The organism is Streptomyces sp. DvalAA-14 (assembly GCF_900091855.1).
Taxonomy (GTDB): Bacteria; Actinomycetota; Actinomycetes; order Streptomycetales; family Streptomycetaceae; genus Actinacidiphila.
The window spans coordinates 1-20,992 of sequence record NZ_FMCH01000206.1; the positions used below are offsets into that span (position 1 = coordinate 1).

15 protein-coding genes and 1 tRNA gene are annotated in these 20,992 nt (G+C 69.9%); 5 read left to right on the forward strand and 11 right to left on the reverse strand.

Features of this window, described 5'->3' with window-relative positions:
* Positions 1–469, forward strand: a 469-nt coding sequence (locus GA0115240_RS10350; protein WP_272919883.1) for an ATP-dependent helicase C-terminal domain-containing protein, incomplete at its 5' end; no start/stop codon positions are given.
* 121 nt (positions 470–590) lie between these two features.
* Here GA0115240_RS10350 and GA0115240_RS10355 read toward each other — a convergent pair.
* Entirely contained in the window at positions 591–1,814 is a 1,224-nt protein-coding gene (locus GA0115240_RS10355; RefSeq protein WP_346267935.1) for a lytic transglycosylase domain-containing protein, read from the reverse strand.
* 315 nt (positions 1,815–2,129) lie between these two features.
* On the reverse strand, positions 2,130–4,841 hold the full coding sequence (gene polA / locus GA0115240_RS10360) for a DNA polymerase I (protein ID WP_256069646.1): 2,712 nt from the start codon (positions 4,839–4,841) through the stop codon (positions 2,130–2,132).
* 106 nt (positions 4,842–4,947) lie between these two features.
* On the opposite strand from polA, the gene GA0115240_RS10365 reads away from it, so the two are divergent.
* Complete coding sequence (locus GA0115240_RS10365; RefSeq protein WP_093736376.1) at positions 4,948–7,233, forward strand: FdhF/YdeP family oxidoreductase; 2,286 nt, start codon at positions 4,948–4,950, stop codon at positions 7,231–7,233.
* A gap of 53 nt (positions 7,234–7,286) precedes the next feature.
* Complete coding sequence (locus GA0115240_RS10370) at positions 7,287–7,772, forward strand: PaaI family thioesterase (RefSeq protein ID WP_093736377.1); 486 nt, start codon at positions 7,287–7,289, stop codon at positions 7,770–7,772.
* Positions 7,773–7,781: 9 nt separating this feature from the next.
* Here GA0115240_RS10370 and GA0115240_RS10375 read toward each other — a convergent pair whose 3' ends face one another.
* Both GA0115240_RS10375 and GA0115240_RS10380 read right to left on the reverse strand, forming a co-directional pair.
* A complete protein-coding gene (locus tag GA0115240_RS10375) occupies positions 7,782–8,531 on the reverse strand; it encodes a transcriptional regulator (RefSeq protein ID WP_176725030.1) in 750 nt (249 codons plus the stop codon).
* A 108-nt stretch (positions 8,532–8,639) separates the two neighbouring features.
* Positions 8,640–8,714, reverse strand: a tRNA-Leu gene (locus tag GA0115240_RS10380).
* A gap of 195 nt (positions 8,715–8,909) precedes the next feature.
* On the opposite strand from GA0115240_RS10380, the gene GA0115240_RS10385 reads away from it, so the two are divergent.
* Complete coding sequence (locus tag GA0115240_RS10385; protein ID WP_093736388.1) at positions 8,910–9,485, forward strand: ANTAR domain-containing response regulator; 576 nt, start codon at positions 8,910–8,912, stop codon at positions 9,483–9,485.
* 98 nt (positions 9,486–9,583) lie between these two features.
* Here the strand turns inward: GA0115240_RS10385 and GA0115240_RS10390 are convergent, their stop codons facing one another.
* The 6 genes from GA0115240_RS10390 to pyk form a co-directional block, all read right to left on the reverse strand.
* Positions 9,584–10,300 (reverse strand): ABC transporter ATP-binding protein, encoded by a 717-nt coding sequence (locus GA0115240_RS10390; RefSeq protein ID WP_093736378.1) that lies wholly within the window; start codon positions 10,298–10,300, stop codon positions 9,584–9,586.
* The gene (locus GA0115240_RS10395; RefSeq protein ID WP_093736379.1) at positions 10,297–11,262 is read right to left on the reverse strand and encodes an ABC transporter ATP-binding protein; all 966 of its coding nucleotides are present in this window, start codon (positions 11,260–11,262) and stop codon (positions 10,297–10,299) included. Before GA0115240_RS10395 ends, GA0115240_RS10390 begins: the two co-directional genes overlap by 4 nt.
* A gap of 8 nt (positions 11,263–11,270) precedes the next feature.
* Entirely contained in the window at positions 11,271–13,148 is a 1,878-nt protein-coding gene (locus GA0115240_RS10400; protein WP_093736380.1) for a branched-chain amino acid ABC transporter permease, read from the reverse strand.
* Positions 13,149–13,155: 7 nt separating this feature from the next.
* Positions 13,156–14,085: a branched-chain amino acid ABC transporter permease gene (locus GA0115240_RS10405; protein ID WP_093736381.1), complete on the reverse strand. Its 930-nt coding sequence runs from the start codon at positions 14,083–14,085 to the stop codon at positions 13,156–13,158.
* 167 nt (positions 14,086–14,252) lie between these two features.
* The gene (locus GA0115240_RS10410) at positions 14,253–15,479 is read right to left on the reverse strand and encodes a branched-chain amino acid ABC transporter substrate-binding protein (RefSeq protein WP_176725031.1); all 1,227 of its coding nucleotides are present in this window, start codon (positions 15,477–15,479) and stop codon (positions 14,253–14,255) included.
* A gap of 548 nt (positions 15,480–16,027) precedes the next feature.
* On the reverse strand, positions 16,028–17,464 hold the full coding sequence (pyk, locus tag GA0115240_RS10415) for a pyruvate kinase (RefSeq protein WP_093736383.1): 1,437 nt from the start codon (positions 17,462–17,464) through the stop codon (positions 16,028–16,030).
* Positions 17,465–17,761: 297 nt separating this feature from the next.
* Between pyk and GA0115240_RS10420 the strand changes: the two genes are divergently transcribed.
* Positions 17,762–19,585: a bifunctional metallophosphatase/5'-nucleotidase gene (locus tag GA0115240_RS10420; protein ID WP_093736384.1), complete on the forward strand. Its 1,824-nt coding sequence runs from the start codon at positions 17,762–17,764 to the stop codon at positions 19,583–19,585.
* Here the strand turns inward: GA0115240_RS10420 and GA0115240_RS10425 are convergent.
* The gene (locus GA0115240_RS10425; RefSeq protein ID WP_093736389.1) at positions 19,554–20,966 is read right to left on the reverse strand and encodes a lysine N(6)-hydroxylase/L-ornithine N(5)-oxygenase family protein; all 1,413 of its coding nucleotides are present in this window, start codon (positions 20,964–20,966) and stop codon (positions 19,554–19,556) included. The two genes, GA0115240_RS10420 and GA0115240_RS10425, sit on opposite strands and share 32 nt — an antisense overlap.
* Positions 20,967–20,992 lie beyond the last annotated feature (26 nt).

Below are 20,992 nucleotides of genomic sequence, written 5' to 3' on the forward strand. Positions count from 1 at the left end.
GGAGGCGCTGCTGGCGCGGGCCGCGGACTGGCTCGCCCCGGAGTTCGCCTCGGCCCGCCGCCGGTCGGATCTGGAACGGATCCAGGCCGGCGCCGCGCTGAACCGGCTGCTGCCGTGGGCGAGCGGCGCCGCCGGGAGGTTCGGCCAACTCGCCCCGGAACGGCTGGAGGTGCCCAGCGGTTCACGGATCCGGCTGGACTACGGCGGGGAGCAGCCGGTGCTGGCGGTCAAGCTGCAGGAGTTGTTCGGGCTGCGGGAGACCCCGAAGGTGGCGGGCGTACCGGTGCTGGTGCACCTGCTGTCGCCCGCCGGGCGGCCCGCGGCGGTGACCGCGGACCTGGCGTCCTTCTGGCGTGAGGGCTACCGCTCGGTGCGCGCCGAACTGCGGGGCCGCTACCCCCGGCACCCCTGGCCGGAGGACCCGTCGACGGCCGCGCCGACCCGCCGCACCAACAACCCGCGCCGCTGAGCCGCGGGAGCGGTCAGGACGCGGGCTGTCGGCAGCAACACGGGGGCGGTCGGGACGCGGGCGGTCCGGACCGGCCGGCTCGCCGTCCGAGGCACCGTCCGAGGCACCGTCCGAGGCACCGTCAGAAGGCGGCCTTCGTCGCGCCGCCCGTCGACGACGGCGTGGGAGTACCGGTGGGCGTGTCCGTGGCGCACGGGTCGGGCGTCGGCGTACCGGTGGGCGTGCCGGTCGGCGACGGCGAGACGCTGTCGGTCGGGCTCGGGCTCGCCGGGTCCGTGGGGCAGCCGGGTGTCGTCGTGGGGTCGCTCGGCGTGGGGGTCCCGGTGGTGGGATCACCGCTCGGGCTGCCGCCGGTCGGGCTGCTGCTGGGGCTGGTGGTCGGCGTGCCGGTCGGGCTCGTGGGCGGCGGAGCGGTCGGCGACAGGGTCGGCGTCGGCGAGGAGCTGCCGCCGGGCGGCACGGTCGGGGACGCCGACCCGGACGCGGTCGGCTGCGGCGTCGACGTGTGGCCCGGCCGGGACGTGTTCGGCGGCGGCGGGACGACTCCCGGACCCGACGCGCCGGAGCGGTCCGGCACCGAGACGGCGCCGCCGGCCAGGAAGTGCTCGTACCAGGACCTCACCAGCTCCAGGTAGGCCTGGGAGTGGTTGTAGCCGAGGATGGCCCGGTCCATGTTGTGCGGCACGGCCAGATCGCGGCCGTCGGCGCACAGGTAGCGGCCGGCCGCCAGCGCGGCGTCGTAGACGTTGTTGGGGTCCCTGACCCCGTCGCCGTTGCCGTCGGCGCCCCAGGTCTCCCAGGTGGACGGGATGAACTGCATCGGGCCCACCGCCCGGTCGTGCAGCGGGTCCCCGTCGTAGGCGCCGCCATCGGTGTCGCTGATGTTCGCGAAGCCGTCACCGTTCAGCACCGGCCCGAGGATCGGCGAGTACGTCGTACCGTTCGCGTCGACCGCGCCGCCGCGGGCCTGCCCGGACTCCACCTGGCCGATGGCCGCCAGCAGTTGCCACGGCAGGTGGCAGCCGGGGTCGCTCTCGGCCAGGTCCGCCTCGGCGCGCATATAGGCCGCCAGCACCGTCGTCGGCAGGCTCGCGCCGCCGTCCGGCACCGTCACCAGGCCGCCGTCGTCGGGGTCGCCGGTGGGCGTGAGCGGCGCGAGCGGGCCGGTGGGCGTGTTCAGCGGCGGCACCTCGGTGATGTACGGCGAACCGCCGTCGATCTCCGGGCCGGCCGGCGCGGAATCCGCGACCTGCTGCTGATCCTGCGAGAGGGCGTGCGCGTGCGCCACCGGGAAGAACCCGGGGCCCTGCGAAGCGCTGAGCGCGGCCATGGCGGCTGCCGCCACCGCCGTCCCAGCCGCTGTTCTGCGAAGTCTCCGGCCGTACCGCCGCGCCGACATATCGCGGTCCCTTCCACGTACGAGATGCGCGCGCGTCCCGGCGCGACAACCCGATTGACCCTACGGCAACTTCAGGCCCCGGACCACAGTCCGACAGCGATACACAGGGTGCGAACCACCGCAATTGGCCGTGTGCCGCGCACCCTCGGGGGACCTTTCACCGAGGGGACGCAGCACGTTCACACAGACGGCCCGAAGCGCTGACGGCACGCTGACCCCATGCTGACATTCAGGGGTCAACCATGCACCGCCGCACCGGACTCAGTGCGCCGCCGATTCCCAGTCCGGGCCGACACCGACCGACACATCCAGCGGCGCCCGCAGCGGATACGCCCCGGACATCTCCCGGCGCACCAACTCCTCGACCTTCTCCCGCTCCCCCGGGGCGACTTCCACCACGATTTCGTCGTGCACCTGGAGCAGCAGCCGCGATGCCAGCCCCTGCGCCGTCAGCGCGTCGTCCACCCGCAGCATCGCGATCTTCACGATGTCCGCCGCCGACCCCTGGATCGGCGCGTTCAGCGCCATCCGCTCGGCCATCTCGCGCCGCTGCCGGTTGTCACTGGTGAGATCCGGCAGATAGCGGCGCCGGCCCAGCAGCGTCTCCGTGTAGCCCGTGACACGGGCCTCCTCCACCGCCCGGCGCAGATAGTCCCGCACCCCGCCGAACCGCTCGAAGTACGTCTCCATCAGCACCCGCGCCTCGGCCGCCTCGATGCCCAGCTGCTGCGACAACCCGAACGCGGACAGCCCGTACGCCAGCCCGTACGACATCGCCTTGATCTTGCGGCGCATCTCCGGGTCCACCCGGTCGCGCTCCACCGAGAACACCTGCGAACCGACCGTGGTGTGCAGGTCCTCACCCGTGGTGAACGCCGCGATCAGCCCCTCGTCCTGCGACAGGTGCGCCATCACCCGCAGCTCGATCTGGCTGTAGTCGGCGGTCAGCAGCGACTCGTACCCCGCGCCGACCACGAAACCGCGCCGGATCGCCCGGCCCTCGTCGGTACGGACCGGCACGTTCTGCAGATTCGGGTCGGTGGACGACAACCGGCCGGTCGCCGCCACGATCTGACTGAACGTGGTGTGGATCCGCCCGTCCGGCGCGACCGACTTGACCAGGCCCTCCACCGTGACCCGGAGCTTGGCCTGCTCGCGGTGCCGCAGCATGATCACCGGCAGCTCGTGGTCCGTCTGCGCCGCCAGCCACGCCAACGCGTCGGCGTCCGTGGTGAAACCCGTCTTCGTCTTCTTCGTCCTGGGCAGCGCCAGCTCACCGAACAGCACCTCCTGGAGCTGCTTGGGCGAACCCAGGTTGAACTCGTGCCCCACCGAGGCGTGCGCCTCGCCCACCGCGTGCTCGACCGCCGCCGCGAACTGCAGCTCCAGCCCCTCCAGATGCGGCCGGTCCGCGGCGATACCCGCCCGCTCCATCCGCGCCAGCAGCGCCGACGTCGGCAGCTCCACCTCGTGCAGCAGCTCCAGCGCCCCCACCTCCGGCAGCCGCTCGGCGAACACCGCGCCCAGATCCAGCACCGTACGCGCCTGCACCATCAGCGCGTCCGCCGCCGCGGACTCCCCGTCGTCCTCCTCACCGAAGGCCAACTGCCCGCTGCCGGTGTCCGGCGGCGCCAGCTCCCGGCCCAGATACTCCACCGACAGCACATCCAGCGCGAACGAACGACGCCCCGGCTTGATCAGATACGCCGCCAGCGCCGTGCACATCGCGACCCCCCCGAGCCGCCAGCCCTGCTCGGCGAACACCCGCGCCACGTTCTTCGCGTTGTGCACCACCTTCGGCGCGTCCGGATCGGCCAGCCACGCCGCGAAGGCCTTGTCGTCGCCCTCGTCCAGCTGCGACGGATCGAACCACGCCGCGTCCTGCGCCGACGCCAGCGCCACCGCGGCCACACTGCCGCTGCCCAGCTCCCAGCTGTCCACACTGGACAGCCCCAGCGTCTCCCCCGCGTGCTGCGCCAGCCACTCCGGCAGATCACCGGCCGCCAGCATCGTCCCGTCTACCGCGACGCCCTCGGCGATGGCCTCCTCCACCAGCTGCGCACCCGGATCAGCCGCGAACAACCGCTCCCGGAAATTCGGATTGCGGAACTCCAGCACCTCCAGCACGCCGGCCAGCGCCTCCCGGTCGTACGGCTCGCGCGCCAGCTGCTCCGCCGAGGCCGACAACGCCACCTCGCGGTCCAACTCCGTCAACCGCCGGTTCAGCTTCACCGCGTCCAGATGGGCGCGCAGATTCTCCCCGGCCTTCCCCTTCACCTCGTCCGCCCGCTCACACAACTCCGCGAACGACCCGAACTGGGTGATCCACTTCGCGGCGGTCTTCTCCCCCACCCCCGGAATACCCGGCAGATTGTCCGACGGGTCGCCCCGCAACGCCGCGAAATCCGGATACTGCCGCGGAGTCAGCCCGTACTTCTCGACCACCTTCGCCGGCGTGAACCGGGTCAGCTCCGACACGCCCTTCGTCGGATACAGCACCGTCACATGGTCCGACACCAGCTGAAAAGCGTCCCGGTCACCGGTGACGATCAGCACCTCGTAACCCAGCGCCTCCGCCTGCGAGGCCAGCGTGGCAATGACGTCGTCCGCCTCGAAGCCCTCCACCGCGAAACGGCGCACCGCCATCGCGTCCAGCAGCTCCCCGATCAGCTCGACCTGGCTGCGGAACTCGTCCGGCGTCTTCGAACGCGTCGCCTTGTACTCCGGATACTCGTCGAACCGCCAGGTCTTCCGCGAGACGTCGAACGCGACCGCCAGATGCGTAGGCTGCTCGTCACGCAGCGTGTTCGCCAGCATCGACGTGAAACCGTAGACGGCATTCGTCGGCTGACCCGTGGACGTGTTGAAATTCTCCACCGGCAACGCGTAGAACGCGCGGTACGCCAGCGAATGTCCGTCCAGCAGCAGCAGCCGGGGGCGGTCGGTCGTCGTCTTCGTTGCTTTCTCTGCCACCCCACGATCCTCCCACGCGGGTCCGACAACCGACCGCCACCGCGGTTGTCCACAGGTCCCCGCCGGCACGGGCCCCGCCCCGCCCATACGTGGCAGGATCGAAGGCATGGCGAAGAAGCCGCCGATCGGCGACCCCATACAGGACGCACCCCACGTCGGTGCGCCGAAGCACGCCGCCGCGGGCCTGCCCGCGATCGGGCACACCGCGAAAATCGCCGGCGCGCAGATGGGCGCGCGCCGCGCCACCCTCACCCTGCTCAAGGTCAACCAGAAAAACGGCTTCGACTGCCCCGGATGCGCCTGGCCCGAAGGCGACCACCGGCACACCTTCGAATTCTGCGAGAACGGCGCCAAAGCCGTCGCCGAGGAAGCCACCCTCCGCCGCGTCGGCCCCGACTTCTTCGCCGCCCACCCCGTCGCCGACCTCGCCGGGCGCAGCGGCTACTGGCTCGGCCAGCAAGGCCGCATCACCCAGCCCGTCCACCTCCCCGAAGGCGCCACCCACTACGAGCCCATCTCCTGGCAGGACGCCTTCGCCCTCATCGCCGACGAGCTGACCGCACTCGCCACCCCCGACGAAGCCGTCTTCTACACCTCCGGCCGCACCAGCAACGAAGCCGCCTTCCTCTTCCAGCTCTTCGCCCGCGAATTCGGCACCAACAACCTGCCCGACTGCTCCAACATGTGCCACGAATCGTCCGGCTCCGCCCTCACCGAAACCCTCGGCGTCGGCAAGGGCAGCGTGCTCCTGGAAGACCTCCACCAAGCCGAACTCATCATCGTCGCCGGGCAGAACCCCGGCACCAACCACCCGCGGATGCTCTCCGTGCTGGAAAAGGCCAAGCGCGCCGGCGCCAAGATCGTCACCATCAACCCCCTGCCCGAAGCCGGCATGGAACGCTTCCGCAACCCCCAGAAAGCCAGCGGCCTCATCGGAGCCGGCACCGTACTCAGCGACCTGCACCTGCCCATCAGACTCGGCGGCGACCAAGCCCTCTTCCGCGCCCTCGGCCGCCTCCTCATCGAAGCCGACGCCCTCGACCAGGACTTCATCACCACCCACACCCACGGCTTCGCCGCCTACAAGGACGCGGCCCTCGCCACCACATGGGACGACGTCGAACGCGCCACCGGACTCGACCGCGCCCGGATCGACGAGCTCTTCACCCTCGTCCTCGCCGCCAAAAGCACCGTCGTCTGCTGGGCCATGGGCCTCACCCAGCACAAACACGCCGTCCCCACCATCCGCGAAGTCGTCAACTTCCTGCTGCTCGGCGGCAACGTCGGCCGCCCCGGCGCCGGAGTCTGCCCCGTCCGCGGCCACTCCAACGTCCAAGGCGACCGCACCATGGGCATCTTCGAACGCCCGCCCGCCGCCTTCCTCGACGCCCTCCAGAAAGAATTCGGCTTCGCCCCGCCCCGCCACCACGGCTACGACGTCGTCCGCGCCATCCGCGCCCTGCGCGACGGCACGGCCAAAGTCTTCTTCGCCATGGGCGGCAACTTCGTCTCCGCCTCCCCCGACACCCACGTCACCGAAGCGGCCATGCGGCAAGCCCGGCTCACCGTCCACGTCTCCACCAAGCTCAACCGCTCCCACGCCGTCACCGGCGCCCGGGCCCTCATCCTGCCCACCCTCGGCCGCACCGAAAAAGACCACCAGGCCGCCGGCGACCAATTCGTCACCGTCGAGGACTCCATGGGCATGGTCCACGCCTCCCACGGCGGACTCGCCCCCGCCTCACCCCACCTGCTGTCCGAGCCCGCCATCGTCACCCGGCTCGCCCGAGCCGTCCTCGGCGACCGCAGCACCGTGCCCTGGGCCGACTTCGAAGACGACTACGACCTCATCCGCGACCGCGTCGCCCGCGTCGTCCCCGGCTTCGACGACTTCAACACCCGCATACGGCACCCCGGCGGCTTCACCCTCCCGCACGCCCCCCGCGACACCCGCACCTTCCCCACCGCCACCGGCAAAGCCAACTTCACCGCGGCCCCCATCGAATACCCCGCCGTCCCCGAGGGCCGCCTGCTCCTGCAGACCATCCGCTCCCACGACCAGTACAACACCACCATCTACGGCCTCGACGACCGCTACCGAGGCATCACCGGCGGCCGACGCGTCGTCCTCGTCCACCCCGACGACGCCACCGCCGCCGGACTCACCGACGGCGACTACACCGACATCGTCAGCGAATGGACCGACGGCACCGAACGCCGCGCCGACGGCTTCCGCGTCGTCCACTACCCCACACCCCGCGGCTGCGCCGCCGCCTACTACCCCGAAACCAACGTTCTCGTCCCCCTCGACCACACCGCCGACACCAGCAACACCCCCGCGTCCAAATCCATCGTCATCCGGCTGGAACACCCGGACCCCCCGCGCGGCTGACCGCACGCATCCGGTAGAAACCTGTGAAACAGCCAGCACGAACGGAGCACCACGTGGGCGAGCAGACCCTCACCGCATTCCCCCAGGAGATCCTCCGGCAGTACGCCGACCTCGGCGTGGACCTGCCCGCCCTCTTCTCCGGCGGACACCTCGGCGACCGCATGGGCATCCGGATCCTCGAAGCCGCCCCCGACAAAGTCGTCGGCACCATGCCCGTCGAAGGCAACACCCAGCCCTACGGCCTCCTGCACGGCGGCGCCTCCGCCGTCCTGGCCGAAACCCTCGGCTCCGTCGGCGCGATGCTGCACGGCGGCCCCACCAAGATCGCCGTCGGCGTCGACATCAACGCCACCCACCACCGCGGGGTGCGCTCCGGCACGGTCACCGGCACCGCCACCCCCGTCCACCGCGGCCGCTCCTCCGCCACCTACGAGATCGTCATCACCGACGAGACCGGCAAGCGCGTCTGCACCGCCCGCCTGACCTGCATGCTCCGCCCCACCACGGCCGGCGCCACCGCCTCACCCCCGGCGCCCTAGAACTTCGCGCTAGAACTTCGCGCCCACCCGCAGATCCATCAGCGCGACGGACGCGCGGCGGGCCACCGAGATGTTGTACGGCACATCGCCGCGCCGCGTCTCCCGCCACTCGACGCCGACGCGGTCCAGGGTGTCGCAGTACAGCCGCCGGATGTCGGCGGACACATTGGTGAAGAAGTACCGCGGGTACTCGTAGCGCTTCCGAACCCCGGCCACGGTGCGCTCGGTCCAGTTGGTGATCCGGCACCCGTCGGAGTGCACGAGCCCGCGGATGAACTCCCAGGGGTACGCGTCCACGATGTCCTGCTGCCAGCGGTCGAGCGCGATCCTCCGCTCGTGTTTCCGGCCGGGGCCGTGCTGAGGGAAGACGACCGGCCACTGCCTGCTGTACGAGGTGATCTGCACGCAGCCCTGCTGCGGAACACGGCAGACCGCGCCGCCGGGGCGGACCGCGCGGATGGCGGCCTCGCAGGCGTCCGCCAGACCGGGCCAGACGTTGGCGCAGGCGATGCGCAGGGCGTGGACGCCGCGGCGGTGCGCGCTCAGACAGCCGTCGCCGAGGTAGAGGCCGAGAAGATAGGGGTATGCCGGGCCGTCCGTGCGCAGCGGGTCGGCGCCGGTGCTGGTCGGGGTGACACCGTGGACGCGCCACTCACGAAGGGCGGCCCGGGATATGCCCGTTGACCGGCTGACGGAATTGAGGCTGCGGCCCTCGGCGACGAGGGCCATCGCGTTGCGCCGGACGTCGAGGTCGTACACAGGGCCACTGTGGCGGACGAAGCGCACGGATGAACGGGCGCAATCCCCGGTTCACCGGATGCAGTGACCTTTGAGCAAAAGCCGCACACCTTGGAATTAAAGGTAAAGTGCCCCGGGTCGGACTCGAACCGACACTGTATGGGTTTTGAATCCATTGCCTCATGCCAATTGGGCTACCGGGGCCCCTTGAAACAGAGGATAGCCTACTACATCAGCACTCCAAGCCTAGCGGAGCTAGGTAGGCTTGCACGCAGGTCCCGTCATGAACCGAGGAGCACCGTGAGCGCCCCCGATGAGCCCGCCACCCCCCAGGACGAGCAGCCGCCGCAGGCCGACAGCGCGGCGGAGCCGGAGAGCGAGAAGTCGCATGTCCCGCCGATGACGACCCGTGTCGTCATCGCGGAGGACGAGGCGCTGATCCGGTTGGATTTGAAGGAGATGCTGGAGGAGGAGGGGTACTCCGTCGTCGGCGAGGCCGGTGACGGGGAGACGGCGGTGAAGCTCGCGGAGGAGCACCAGCCGGATCTGGTGATCCTGGATGTAAAGATGCCGGTGCTGGACGGGATCTCGGCGGCGGAGCGGATCGCCGCGGGGAAGTTGGCGCCGGTGTTGATGCTGACGGCGTTCTCGCAGCGGGAGTTGGTGGAGCGGGCCAGGGATGCCGGGGCGATGGCGTATCTGGTGAAGCCGTTCACGAAGAGCGATCTGGTGCCGGCCATCGAGATGGCGGTGAGCCGTTTCCAGGAGTTGCGGGCGCTGGAGTCGGAGATCGCGGATCTGTCGTTGCGGCTGGAGACGCGCAAGCTGGTGGACCGGGCGAAGAGTGTGCTGCAGACGAAGTACGGGTTGTCGGAGCCGGCGGCGTTCCGGTGGATTCAGAAGACGTCGATGGATCGGCGGATGTCGATGCAGGCGGTGGCGCAGGCCGTGATCGACGAGGTCGCGGAGAAGTAGCCCGGCCGGCGGCCCGCTGGTGCGCCGCCCGGACGCCGAGGGCCCGCACCCGTAGGACTGGGTGCGGGCCCTTTCGGCTGCGTTGCGCGGCCGCGGGCTCAGTCCTCGCCGAGGTAGGTCTTGCGGACGCCTTCGTCGTGGAGGAGTTCTTGTCCGGTGCCGGAGAGCTTGATGGTGCCGATTTCCATGACGTGGGCCTGGTCGGCGAGGGAGAGCGCGGCTTGGGCGTTCTGTTCGACGAGCAGGATGGTGGTGCCCTGGGCTTTGAGTTCGACGATGGTGGCCATGATCTTCTGCATCATGATCGGTGACAGGCCCATGGAGGGTTCGTCGAGCATGAGGAGTTTGGGCTGGGACATCAGGGCGCGGCCCATGGCGAGCATTTGCTGTTCGCCGCCGGACATGGTGCCGGCGGCTTGGCGGCGGCGTTCGCCGAGGATGGGGAAGAGTTCGTAGGCGCGTTCGATGTCGTGGGTGATGCCGGCGGTGTCCTTGCGGAGGTAGGCGCCGAGCTGGAGGTTTTGTTCGATGGTGAGCCGGGGGAAGATGTGCCGGCCTTCGGGTGAGTGGGCGAGTCCGAGGGCGACGATCTTGTGGGCGGGCACCCGGGTGAGGGGTTTGCCGTCGAAGACGATGCGGCCGCCGGTGGGTTTGAGCAGGCCACTGAGGGTGCGCAGGGTGGTGGTTTTACCGGCGCCGTTGGTGCCGATGAGGGTGACGACCTGGCCGGCTTCGACGGTGAAGCTGATGCCTTTGACGGCTTCGATCTTGCCGTAGGCGACGCGGAGGTCCTCGACTTCGAGCAGTGCGGTCATCGGTCGTTCTCCTGCTGCTCGTCGTCGGTGGCTGCCGACGGGTCCTGCGCCGGTTGGGCCACTGGGTCCTGTGCCGGTTCGGCCGCCGGGCCCTGCGCGGGGTCGGCCGCCGGGCCCTGCGCCGGTTCGGGGGCCGGGCCCTCGGCTTCGCCGGCGATCGGTTCGCCCAGATAGGCCGCGATGACGCGTTCGTCGCGCTGGACGACGTCGGAGGTGCCTTCGACCAGCATCTGGCCCTGGACGAGGACGGCGACGCGGTCGCAGAGGTTGAAGATGAAGCGCATGTCGTGCTCGATGACGAGGACGGCGATGCCCTGGTCGCGGACGGCGAAGACGAGTTCCTCGGTGGCGCGGGTTTCCTGGGGGTTCATGCCGGCGGTGGGTTCGTCGAGCAGCAGGAGTCCGGGTTCGCTGGCGAGGGCTCGGGCGATTTCGAGTTTGCGTTGTTCGCCGTAGGGGAGGTTGCGGGCGAGTTGCTCGGCTTTGTCGGCGAGGCCGGTGAATTCGAGCAGTTCCATGGCGCGGGCCCGTGATTGGGCTTCGGCTTTGTGGTAGCCGGGGCCGCGCAGCAGGGCGGACAGGAGTCCTTCGCGGGTGCGGGTGTGCCGGCCGACGAGGACGTTTTCCAGCACCGTCATATTGGCGAAGAGCCGGATGTTCTGGAAGGTTCGGGCCAGGCCGGCCTTGGTGACGAGGTGGGGTTTGGCGGGCAGGACGGTGCCGCGGTACGAGACGGTGCCTTCGGTGGGGACGTAGAGCCCGGTGAGGCAGTTGAAGAAGGTGGTCTTGCCGGCGCCGTTGGGGCCGATGAGGCCGACGATCTCACCGCTGTTGACGGTGAGGCTGACGTTGCGGACGGCGGTGAGGCCGCCGAAGCGCATGATGACGCCGCTGGCTTGGAGCAGCGGCGCGGTGTCGGGGTTCTGGGCGGGGATGGGCGCCGGGGTGCTGGTGGTGGTCATGGTGTCTTTCACGCCCCTGCTGTGCTGGCGGGGACGGTGTCGTCGCCGAGTGGCCGCTGGCCGGGGATGAGGGTGTCGTCTTCGTGGAATTCCAGCTGGCGGCGGCGGTTGGGGATGATGCCTTCGGGGCGGAAGCGCATGATGAGGATGAGCGCGATGCCGAAGCCGAGCAGTTCGTAGCGCTGGATGAAGCCGAGCTTTTCCGGGATGAGGTAGAGCAGGGCCGCGCCGAGGATGGGGCCGCTGACGGTGCCCATGCCGCCGAGGACGACGGCGGCGAGCAGGAAGGCGGAGTTGGGCGGCGAGGATCCGGCGAACTGGTAGGGGTTGGGCACCACGCTGTAGGTGACGTGGGCGCTGACGGTGCCGGCCAGTCCGGCCAGGGAGGCGCCGAGGGCGAAGGCGATCAGTTTGACCCGGAAGCTGTTGATGCCCATGGCGGTGGCGGCGGTCTCGTCCTCGCGGATGGCGACCCAGGACCGGCCGATCCGGGAGTCGGCGGCCCGGGTGAAGATCAGCACCACGATGATGGTGATGACGAGCATCAGCAGGTAGTAGTTGGCGAACCGGCCGAGGGTGAAGGAGCCGATCTCGTGCGGGTTGCCGAGGTTGTAGCCGAAGATCGACAGGTCGGGGATCTGTGAGATGCCGTTGGGTCCGTTGGTGACCTTGGGGCCGGACACGCCGTCGAGGTTGTTGACCGCGATGCGGAAGATCTCGCCGAAGCCGAGGGTGACGATGGCGAGGTAGTCGCCGCGCAGGCGCAGGGTGGGGGCGCCGATGAGGACGCCGAAGACGAGGGCTGCGGCCATGCCGGTCAGGGCGGCGGCCCAGAACGGGAATTGCACGCCGGACCAGACGGAGAACGCGGAGCCGGAGACCAGGGCGGCGGCGTAGGCGCCGACGCCGAGGAAGGCGACGTAGCCGAGGTCGAGCAGGCCGGTGAGGCCGACGACGATGTTGAGGCCGAGGGCGACGGTGCCGAAGATGAGGATGTTGACGCCGAGGTTCGCCCAGTGCTCGTTGTTCTGGGCGAAGGGGTAGGCGATGGCGGCGAGGACGCCGACGGCGGCGGTGAAGCGGCGGTTTTCCTGGGTGAGCTGCTGGAACTGGCGGAGCAGTCCGGCGGCGCTGAGGGCCCAGACGCCGAAGGCGATGACGAGCAGGTAGCCGATGAAGATCTCGGTGTAGTCGGTGGCGATGCCGAAGGTGAGGATCTTCAGGCCGACGGCGAAGACGACGACGACGGTGAGTCGTTGCAGCCAGGGGTTGAGCTTGCGGGGATCGCCGATGCGCAGGTCGCTGTGGTTGAGGCGGAGGCTGCGCAGGGCGCGGTAGGCGCTGACGATCAGGGAGGTTTCGGCGAATCGGCCGAGTTCGTAGTACTCGGTGTCGTCGTCCTCCTCGGGCTGCCGGTCGATGGGCAGCGCGAGGGTGCCGAGGAACAGCAGGAGGCTGCCGATCGCGGCGACGAAGCCGCCGGGATCGACGTTGGCCAGGCCGCCGAGTTCTTCGGCGATGGCGATGACGGTGTACCAGGTGGTGGCGAGGGTGCCGAGCGCCATGGCGAGGACGGCGTTGTTGGAGCGGCTGGGCACGAGCCAGCTCAGGCCTTTGACGCGGAAGGCGGCCAGGGCGAGCAGCAGGGCGAGGATGCCGCCGATGAGGGTGATCACCTGGAGGCCGCCGGGGTAGCCGGTGACGGTGAGGTCGCCGGGGAAGTCGGTGGTGTAGGTCCAGGACAGGAAGGTGGAGGCGATGGTGACGGCGGCGCCGAGGAGCGTGACGGCCCGGGCCGCGGTGAGCGGCAGCGGGATGAACGGCTCGGTGCGGCGGGTCGCGGGCGGCGTGGCGGCCAGGGTGGTCACGGCGGGGATGTCGGTCATGTCGTGATCACGCCCTGTCCGCTACGCGCTCGCCGAGCAGGCCCTGGGGCCGGACCAGCAGGACGACGATGAGCAGTACGAATGCCCAGACGTTGGCCCATCCGCCGCCGCCGAGCTGCTGCATACCGGGTATGTCGGAGATGTAGGCCGAGGCGCAGGATTCGGCGACGCCGAGGACGAGGCCGCCGAGCATGGCGCCGTAGATGTTGCCGATGCCGCCGAGCACGGCGGCGGTGAACGCCTTGAGGCCGGCTTGGAAGCCCATGTCGTATTTGACCTGGCCGTATTTCAGGCCGGAGGCCAGGCCGGCGACGGCGGCGAACAGGCCGCCGATGGCGAAGGCGATCACGATGATGCGGTTGGTGTCGATACCCATGAGCTGCGCGGTGTCGGGGTCTTGTGCGGTGGCCTGCATGGCGCGGCCGGTGCGGCTGGTGCGGACGAAGGTGGCCAGTCCGATCATGCAGATCACGGCGGCGGAGACGAGGAAGATGTCGCCGCGCTGGATGCTGATGGAGCCGAGGTGGTAGGGGTGGGTGCCGAGTTGGGGGAAGTTCCGGGCGTTGTCGGCACCGGGGTACCAGACGAAGATCGCCTGCTGGAGTGCCAGCGACAGGCCGATGGCGGTGATGAGGGGGGCCAGCCGTGGTGCGCCGCGCAGCGGCCGGTAGGCGAAGCGTTCGGCGGCCATGGCGATGAGTACGGCCACGATGACGCCGCCGGCCAGCATCAGGGGCAGCGCGAGCCAGATGTTGGTGCCGTCGGGGAGATTTGTGTAGACCGTGAGGGCGCCGAAGGCGCCGGTCATGAAGATCTCGCCGTGGGCGAAGTTGATGAGCTGGACGATGCCGTACACCATCGTGTAGCCGATGGCGATGAGCCCGTACATCGAGCCGAGGAACAGCCCGTTGGCCAGCTGTTGCGGCAGGGTGTGCACCGCATGGCCTCCATGTCGCTGGGAGCGGGGGGAAGGGGACAAGGGGGGGAGACGGAGAGGGGGACGAGGGGGGGAGGGGGGAGAACGTGACGCGGGGGGCGGGATAAGCGGCGGGCCGCGCGGTCGGGGTGACCGGCCGCGCGGCCCTGGGTGGTGCTGGGCTGGGGTCAGCCGTTGTAGGTGCCGCTCTTCACGGCGACCCACTTGCCGCTCTTGACCTGGTAGACGGTCAGCTGCTTGTTGGTGGTGTCGCCGTACTGGTCGAAGGAGACGTGGCCGGCGATGCCGTTGAAGTCGGCCTTCTGCACGGCGTCGACGAGCTTGCCGCGGGCGTCGGCCATGGCGGGGAGCTTGCCGCCGTTGTCGGCCATGATCTCCTTGACGCCGTTGATGATGGCGGTGGCGGCGTCGTAGGAGTAGCCGCCGTAGGTGCCGTAGTCACCGGGGTAGCCCTTGGCCTTGTAGGTCTTGATGAAGTCCTGGGCGGCCGGGAGGGTGGTGACCGGGACGCCGACGGAGGTGGCGAGGTCGCCTTCGGCGGCGGCGGCGGCGGTCTTGATGTAGGTGTCGGAGAAGATGCCGTCGCCGCCCATGAGCGGGATGTTGACGCCGGCTGCCTTGAGCTGCTTGGTGATCAGCTCCGCCTCGTCGTACTGCCCGCCGTAGTAGAGCATGTCGGCGTGCGAGCTCTTGATCTTGGTGACGAGGGTGGAGTAGTCGGTGTCACCGGTGTTGACGTGGTCGGTGCCGGCGATCTTGCCGCCGAAGCCGGCGAACTTGTCCTTGAAGATGGCGGCCAGGCCGGCGCCGTAGGTCTGCTTGTCGTCGACGACGAAAGCTTCCTTCTTCTTCAGGGTGTTGGCCGCGTAGTCGGCCGCGAAGCCGCCCTGCTTGGCGTCGGTGGTGGCGGTGCGGAAGTAGGTCTTGAAGGGGCGGACCTCGGTGCCGGTGTTCCACTTCGGGCCCTGGGTGAGCGCCGGGTTGGTGTTGGACGGCGAGATCTCGACCATGTTGGCGTTGGCGAAGACCTGCTGCATCGAGGTGGCCACACCGGAGTTGAGCGGGCCGACAGCGGCGATGATGGTGTTGTCCTGGACGAAGGCGGTCGCGTTCTGCTGGCCGGTGGCGGGCAGCGCCTTGTCGTCGAGGGCCTTGATCTTGAAGGTGACGCCGGGGACGAGGTGCTTGGCGTTGGCGTCGTCGACGGCGATCTGCACGCCGTACTGGATGCCGAGTCCGGTCGCGGAGTTGGCGCCGGTCAGGGGGGCGTCGACGCCGATGACGACGGTGGTGCCGGCGGCGCTGGCGTTGTCCCCGCTGCCCTTCTTGTCGTCGTCGCTACGCGAGCCGCAAGCAGTGAGGGTGAGCGCTCCCGTAGCGAGTACGGAGGTCATTATCAGCAAGGAACGGTGTCGCACAATCAGTCCTTTCCCCTGGCGCGGCCGTCTCTGATGAGAGGCCGAGTCGCGCGCTGGAACCCGAACTGACAAATCCGGTGGCGCAGTGACTGGCCGTGACTCTAGGCGCGGTGAGGGGGGTCATGCAGAGGTGCGGCGAAGAGTGTGACTGTCTTGTTATGCCAATCCGACGCTTTTGAGGTTCTGCTGAGGTTTCATCAGGCCGCTCGCCCCAATTAACCTGCTATGCGCGGTAGTCCGCATGCTGAGAACCCGCACTTCCGGTGTGGCGCGGTGGCGCCCGGCGCCGGCCCGGCCCCCGGGACGGACCCGGTCATCGGCGACGGGAAAACGGCAGCAGGACGGGGCGGGGCGGACAACTTCGATCTTTGAATCGGCATTACGGCGACGTTACGCAGCGTTAATTGCCTGCCGATTGCCTGCGAATTGCCCGCTGCCTGCCCCTTTGGGCGGATAACCGCCGCACCCGTGGCGGTGCCCCCGCGGAAGCCTTCGGGCGGGGGCACGTGCCGGATCGGCGGGGGTCACGCCTTGGGCGAGTCGTCCTCGCCGATGTGGTGCACCCGGACCATGTTGGTGGTGCCGGGCATCCCGGGCGGGGAGCCGGCCGTGATGACCACGACGTCGCCCTTCTTGCACCGGCCGATCCGCAGCAGCTGCTCGTCGACCTGCTGGACCATCTCGTCGGTGGTCTGCACCATCGGGCCGAGGAAGCTCTCCACGCCCCAGGTCAGGTTGAGCTGGGAGCGGGTGGCCGGCTCGGGGGTGAACGCCAGCACCGGGATCGGCGAGCGGTAGCGGGACAGCCGCCGCACGGTGTCGCCGGACTGGGTGAAGGCGACCAGGAAGCGGGCACCGAGGAAGTCGCCCATCTCGGCGGCGGCGCGGGCCACCGCGCCGCCCTGGGTGCGGGGCTTGTTCTGCTCGGTGAGCGGCGGCAGGCCGCCGGCGAGGACCTCCTCCTCGGCGGCGGTGATGATCCGCGACATGACCTTGACGGTCTCGATCGGGTACTTGCCGACACTGGTCTCGCCGGAGAGCATCACCGCGTCGGTCCCGTCCATCACCGCGTTGGCGACATCGCTGGCCTCGGCGCGGGTGGGGCGGGAGTTGTCGATCATCGACTCGAGCATCTGAGTGGCGACGATGACCGGCTTGGCGTTGCGGCGGGCGAGGGTGACGGCGCGCTTCTGCACCATCGGCACCGACTCCAGCGGCATCTCGACGCCCAGGTCGCCGCGGGCGACCATGATGCCGTCGAAGGCGTCGACGATGTCCTCCAGCGCGTCGACCGCCTGGGGTTTTTCGACCTTGGCGATGACCGGGACCCGGCGGCCCTCCTCGTCCATGATCCGGTGCACGTCCTGGATGTCCCGTCCGGTGCGGACGAAGGACAGCGCGATGACGTCGGCGCCGATCCGCAGGCCCCAGCGCAGGTCGCGGATGTCCTTTTCGGACAGGGCGGGCACGGAGACCGCGACACCGGGGAGGTTGAGCCCCTTGTGGTCGGAGATCATGCCGCCTTCGATGACCATGGTGTGCACCCGCGGGCCCTCGACGTCGGTGACCTCGAGGGTGACCCGGCCGTCGTCGACCAGGATGCGCTCGCCGCGGGCGACATCGGCGGTCAGGCCCTTGTAGGTGGTGCCGCAGATCTGCTGGTCACCTTCGATGTCATCCATCGTGATGGTGAACTCGTCGCCGCGTTCAAGGAGTACCGGGCCTTCGGCGAAGCGTCCGAGCCGGATCTTCGGGCCCTGAAGGTCGACCAGGATGCCGACGCTGCGGCCGCTCTCTTCGGCGGCCTTGCGGACCCTTCGGTAACGGTCCTCGTGCTCGGCGTACGACCCGTGGCTCAGGTTCAGGCGGGCCACGTCCATGCCGGCGTCGACCAGGGCTTTGATCTGGTCGTACGAGTCGGTGGCGGGTCCCAGCGTGCAGACAATTTTGGCTCGGCGCATGTATCGAGCGTATGACCTACTCGTTAGTAGGGAACACGGTGACGGCAACTGTCCAACGACGGCTGGATTAACGCTTGTTGACAAGTATCGAAGTGTGCGGGGTCCCGCTCTGATGAGCATATTGGTCACCCTCGGTGGCCGGGTGCGTGTCTTACCGGCCGGCGCGGACGGTATTCCACCGCGCGCGGGGTGTCGCGACCGGGGGGCGGTGGTCCAGAATCTACGCGCGTCGTACCCGCTCGCGTCCCATCACCCTGTCCCATCACCCTGGCCCCATCACCCGCACCGGGAGATCAGATGCCGCTCAATCGCAGGGACTTCATCAACCGCTCGGCCGCCACCGGCGCCGGACTGGCGCTGACCGGCGCGGCCGGCACGGTGGCCGCGGCGCCCGCCGAGGCCGACGACCGCCACCGCGGCCACGGTCACCGGCCGAAGCCCTTCAGCCTGCGCGTCCTCGGTACCACCGACCTGCACGGCCACGCTCTGAACTGGGACTACTTCACCAACGCCGCCTACGACGACGCCACCCACAACGACGTGGGCCTGGCCAAGGTCGCCACCCTCGTCACCGCCGCCCGGCAGGAGAAGGGCCACGACCGCACCCTGCTGATCGACGCCGGCGACATCATCCAGGGCACCCAGCTGTCCTACTACTACGCCCGGGTCGAGCCGATCACCGGCGCCCACCGCGGCCCCCGCCACCCGATGGCGCTGGCCATGAATCATATGAAGTACGACGCCGCGGCCCTGGGCAACCACGAGTTCAACTACGGCGTCCCGCTGCTGCGCGCCTTCCAGGAGCAGTGCGACTTCCCGCTGCTGGCCGCCAACGCGGTCGACGCCACCACCCTGCGGCCCGCCTTCCCGCCCTACCTGGTCAAGGAGATCCACGTCGAGGGCGGCCCCGCGGTCAAGGTCGGCGTCCTGGGCCTGACCAACCCCGGCATCGCGGTGTGGGACAAGGCCAATGTGCAGGGCAAGCTCGCCTTCCCCGGCCTGGTGGAGCAGGCGAAGCTGTACGTGCCGAAGCTGCGGGCACTGGGCTGCGACGTGGTGATCCTGACCGACCACTCCGGCCTGGACGGCAGCACCTCCTACGGCGACGCGGTCCCCTACCCCGAGAACGCCTCCTCGCTGGTGGCCGCGCAGGTCCCCGGCATCGACGCGATCCTCGTCGGCCACACCCACGTCGAGCGCCCGCAGACCCTGGTGGTCAACGAGCAGACCGGCAAGACGGTGGTGCTGTCCGAGCCGCTGATGTGGGGCATGCGGCTGAGCGTCTTCGACATCGCGCTGACCCTGGAGCACGGCCGCTGGCAGGTCTCCTCGGTCACCGCCGAGGTCCGCAACGCCAACACCGTCGAGGAGGACCCGGTGGTGGCCCGGCTGGTCCGTGACGAGCACCAGAAGGTGGTGGCCTACGTCAACCAGGTGATCGGCAGCTGCGCCGCGGCCATGTCGGCGGCGGAGTCGACGTACAAGGACACCCCGATCATCGACTTCATCAACCTCGTCCAGTCCGAGACCGTCAAGGCGGCGCTGGCCGGCACCGCGTACGCCTCGCTGCCGGTGCTGTCCGAGGCGTCGCCGTTCTCGCGGACCGCGGCCATCCCGGCCGGGCAGGTGTCGCTGCGGGACGTGGCGGGGCTGTACGTCTACGAGAACACCCTGGACGCGAAGCTCCTCACCGGCGCCCAGGTCAAGGACTACCTGGAGTGGTCGGCGGCCTACTTCGTGCAGACCGCGCCGGACGCCCCGGTGGACGTCACCAGGATCACCAACGCCAACAACACCCCGGACTACAGCTACGACGTGCTCAGCGGGGTGTCGTACGACATCGACATCGCGCAGCCGGCGGGCTCGCGCATCACCGGGCTGAGCTTCGGCGGCGCGCCGGTCGACCCGGCGGCGCAGTTCGTGCTGGCGGTCAACAACTACCGGTCCAGCGGCGGCAGCAACTACCCGCATGTCGCCGCCGCGACCTCGGTGTGGTCCAGCTCGGACGAGATCCGCAACACGATCATCGCCTGGGTGCAGGCGCACGGCGTGATCGACCCGGCGGCCTTCGGCGGCGACCAGTGGCGGCTCACCCGCGCCGGAGTGCCGCTGTTCGGGTAGGGACGTCGCTGGCGGCGGCGCCGTCCAGACCGAAGGTGGTGAAGGCGGTCCTGGCGGGCAGCGGGTAGTGCTCCTCCCCGGTGAGCAGACCGGTGAGGTCGTTGAGCACCACCGCTGACCGCCAGGCCGCCAGTCCGAGGTCGGGCGCGCCGACACCGTGGCTGTGCCGCTCGGCGTTCTGCACATAGACGCGCCCGGTGACGCACCGGTCGAGTTCCAGGCGGTGCCGGGCGTCGATCTTCGGCCGGCCCGATCCGTCGTGCTTGATGTACGGGTCGAGCGGGCCGAGCAGCCGGTCCAGCGGACGGTCCCGGTAGCCGGTGGCCAGCACCACGGCGCTGGTGATCAGCCGGGTCCGGGTGCCCTGGTCGGCGTGTTCCAGGTGCAGTTCGATGCTCTGGGTGCCGATCCGGCCGGCGGTGCGCACGGTGACGCCGGGGGTCAGCACCGCGTCCGGCCAGCCGCCGCCGAGGGAACGGCGGTAGAGCTCGTCGTGGATGGCGGTGATCGTCGCGGTGTCGATGCCCTTGTGGAGTTGCCACTGCTGGGGCACCAGCCGGTCGCGGACGGCCTCGGGCAGGCCGTGGAAGTAGCGGGTGTAGTCGGGGGTGAAGTGCTCCAGGCCGAGTTTGCTGTACTCCATGGGCGCGAAGGCGGGGGTGCGGGCCAGCCAGGTGAGGCGCTCGCGGCCGACCGGCCGGGCCCGCAGCAGGTCGAGGAAGACCTCCGCGCCGGACTGGCCGGAACCGATCACGGTGATGTGGTCGGCGGCCAGCAGCCGGTCGCGCTGGTCGAGATAGTGCGCGGAGTGCACCACCGGCACGGTGGGGGTCTCGGCCAGCGGGCGGATCGGGTCGGGCACATAGGGCGCGGAGCCGATGCCGAGCACGAGGTGGCGGGCGTAGGTGCGGCCGAGGGCCTCGGCCTCGCCGCGCGCGTCGAGCCGGGTGTGGTCGATCTCGAAGCGGTCGCGGGCCGGATTCCAGCGCACCGAGTCGACCTGCTGCCCGAAGTGGGTGCTGGGCAGGGAGTCGGCGACCCACCGGCAGTAGGCGTCGTACTCGGCGCGGTGCACGTGGAAGCGCTCGGCGAAGTAGAAGGGGTACAGGCGCTCGCGGGTCTTGAGCCAGTTCAGGAACGACCAGCGGCTGGCCGGGTCGGCGAGGGTCACCAGGTCGGCGAGGAAGGGAACTTGGAGCGCGGCGCCGTCGATGAGCAGCCCGGGGTGCCAGTGGAAGGCCGGCTCCTGGTCGTAGAAGGCGGCGGTCAGGCCCGGGATGCCGTCGGCGAGGGCGGCCAGCGACAAGTTGAACGGGCCGACGCCGATGCCGAGCAGGTCGTAGGGCTCCTCGGCGCCGGGCTGCGCGGCGGCGGTGTGCACCGGGGCGGGCTCCTCGGCCAGCGGCT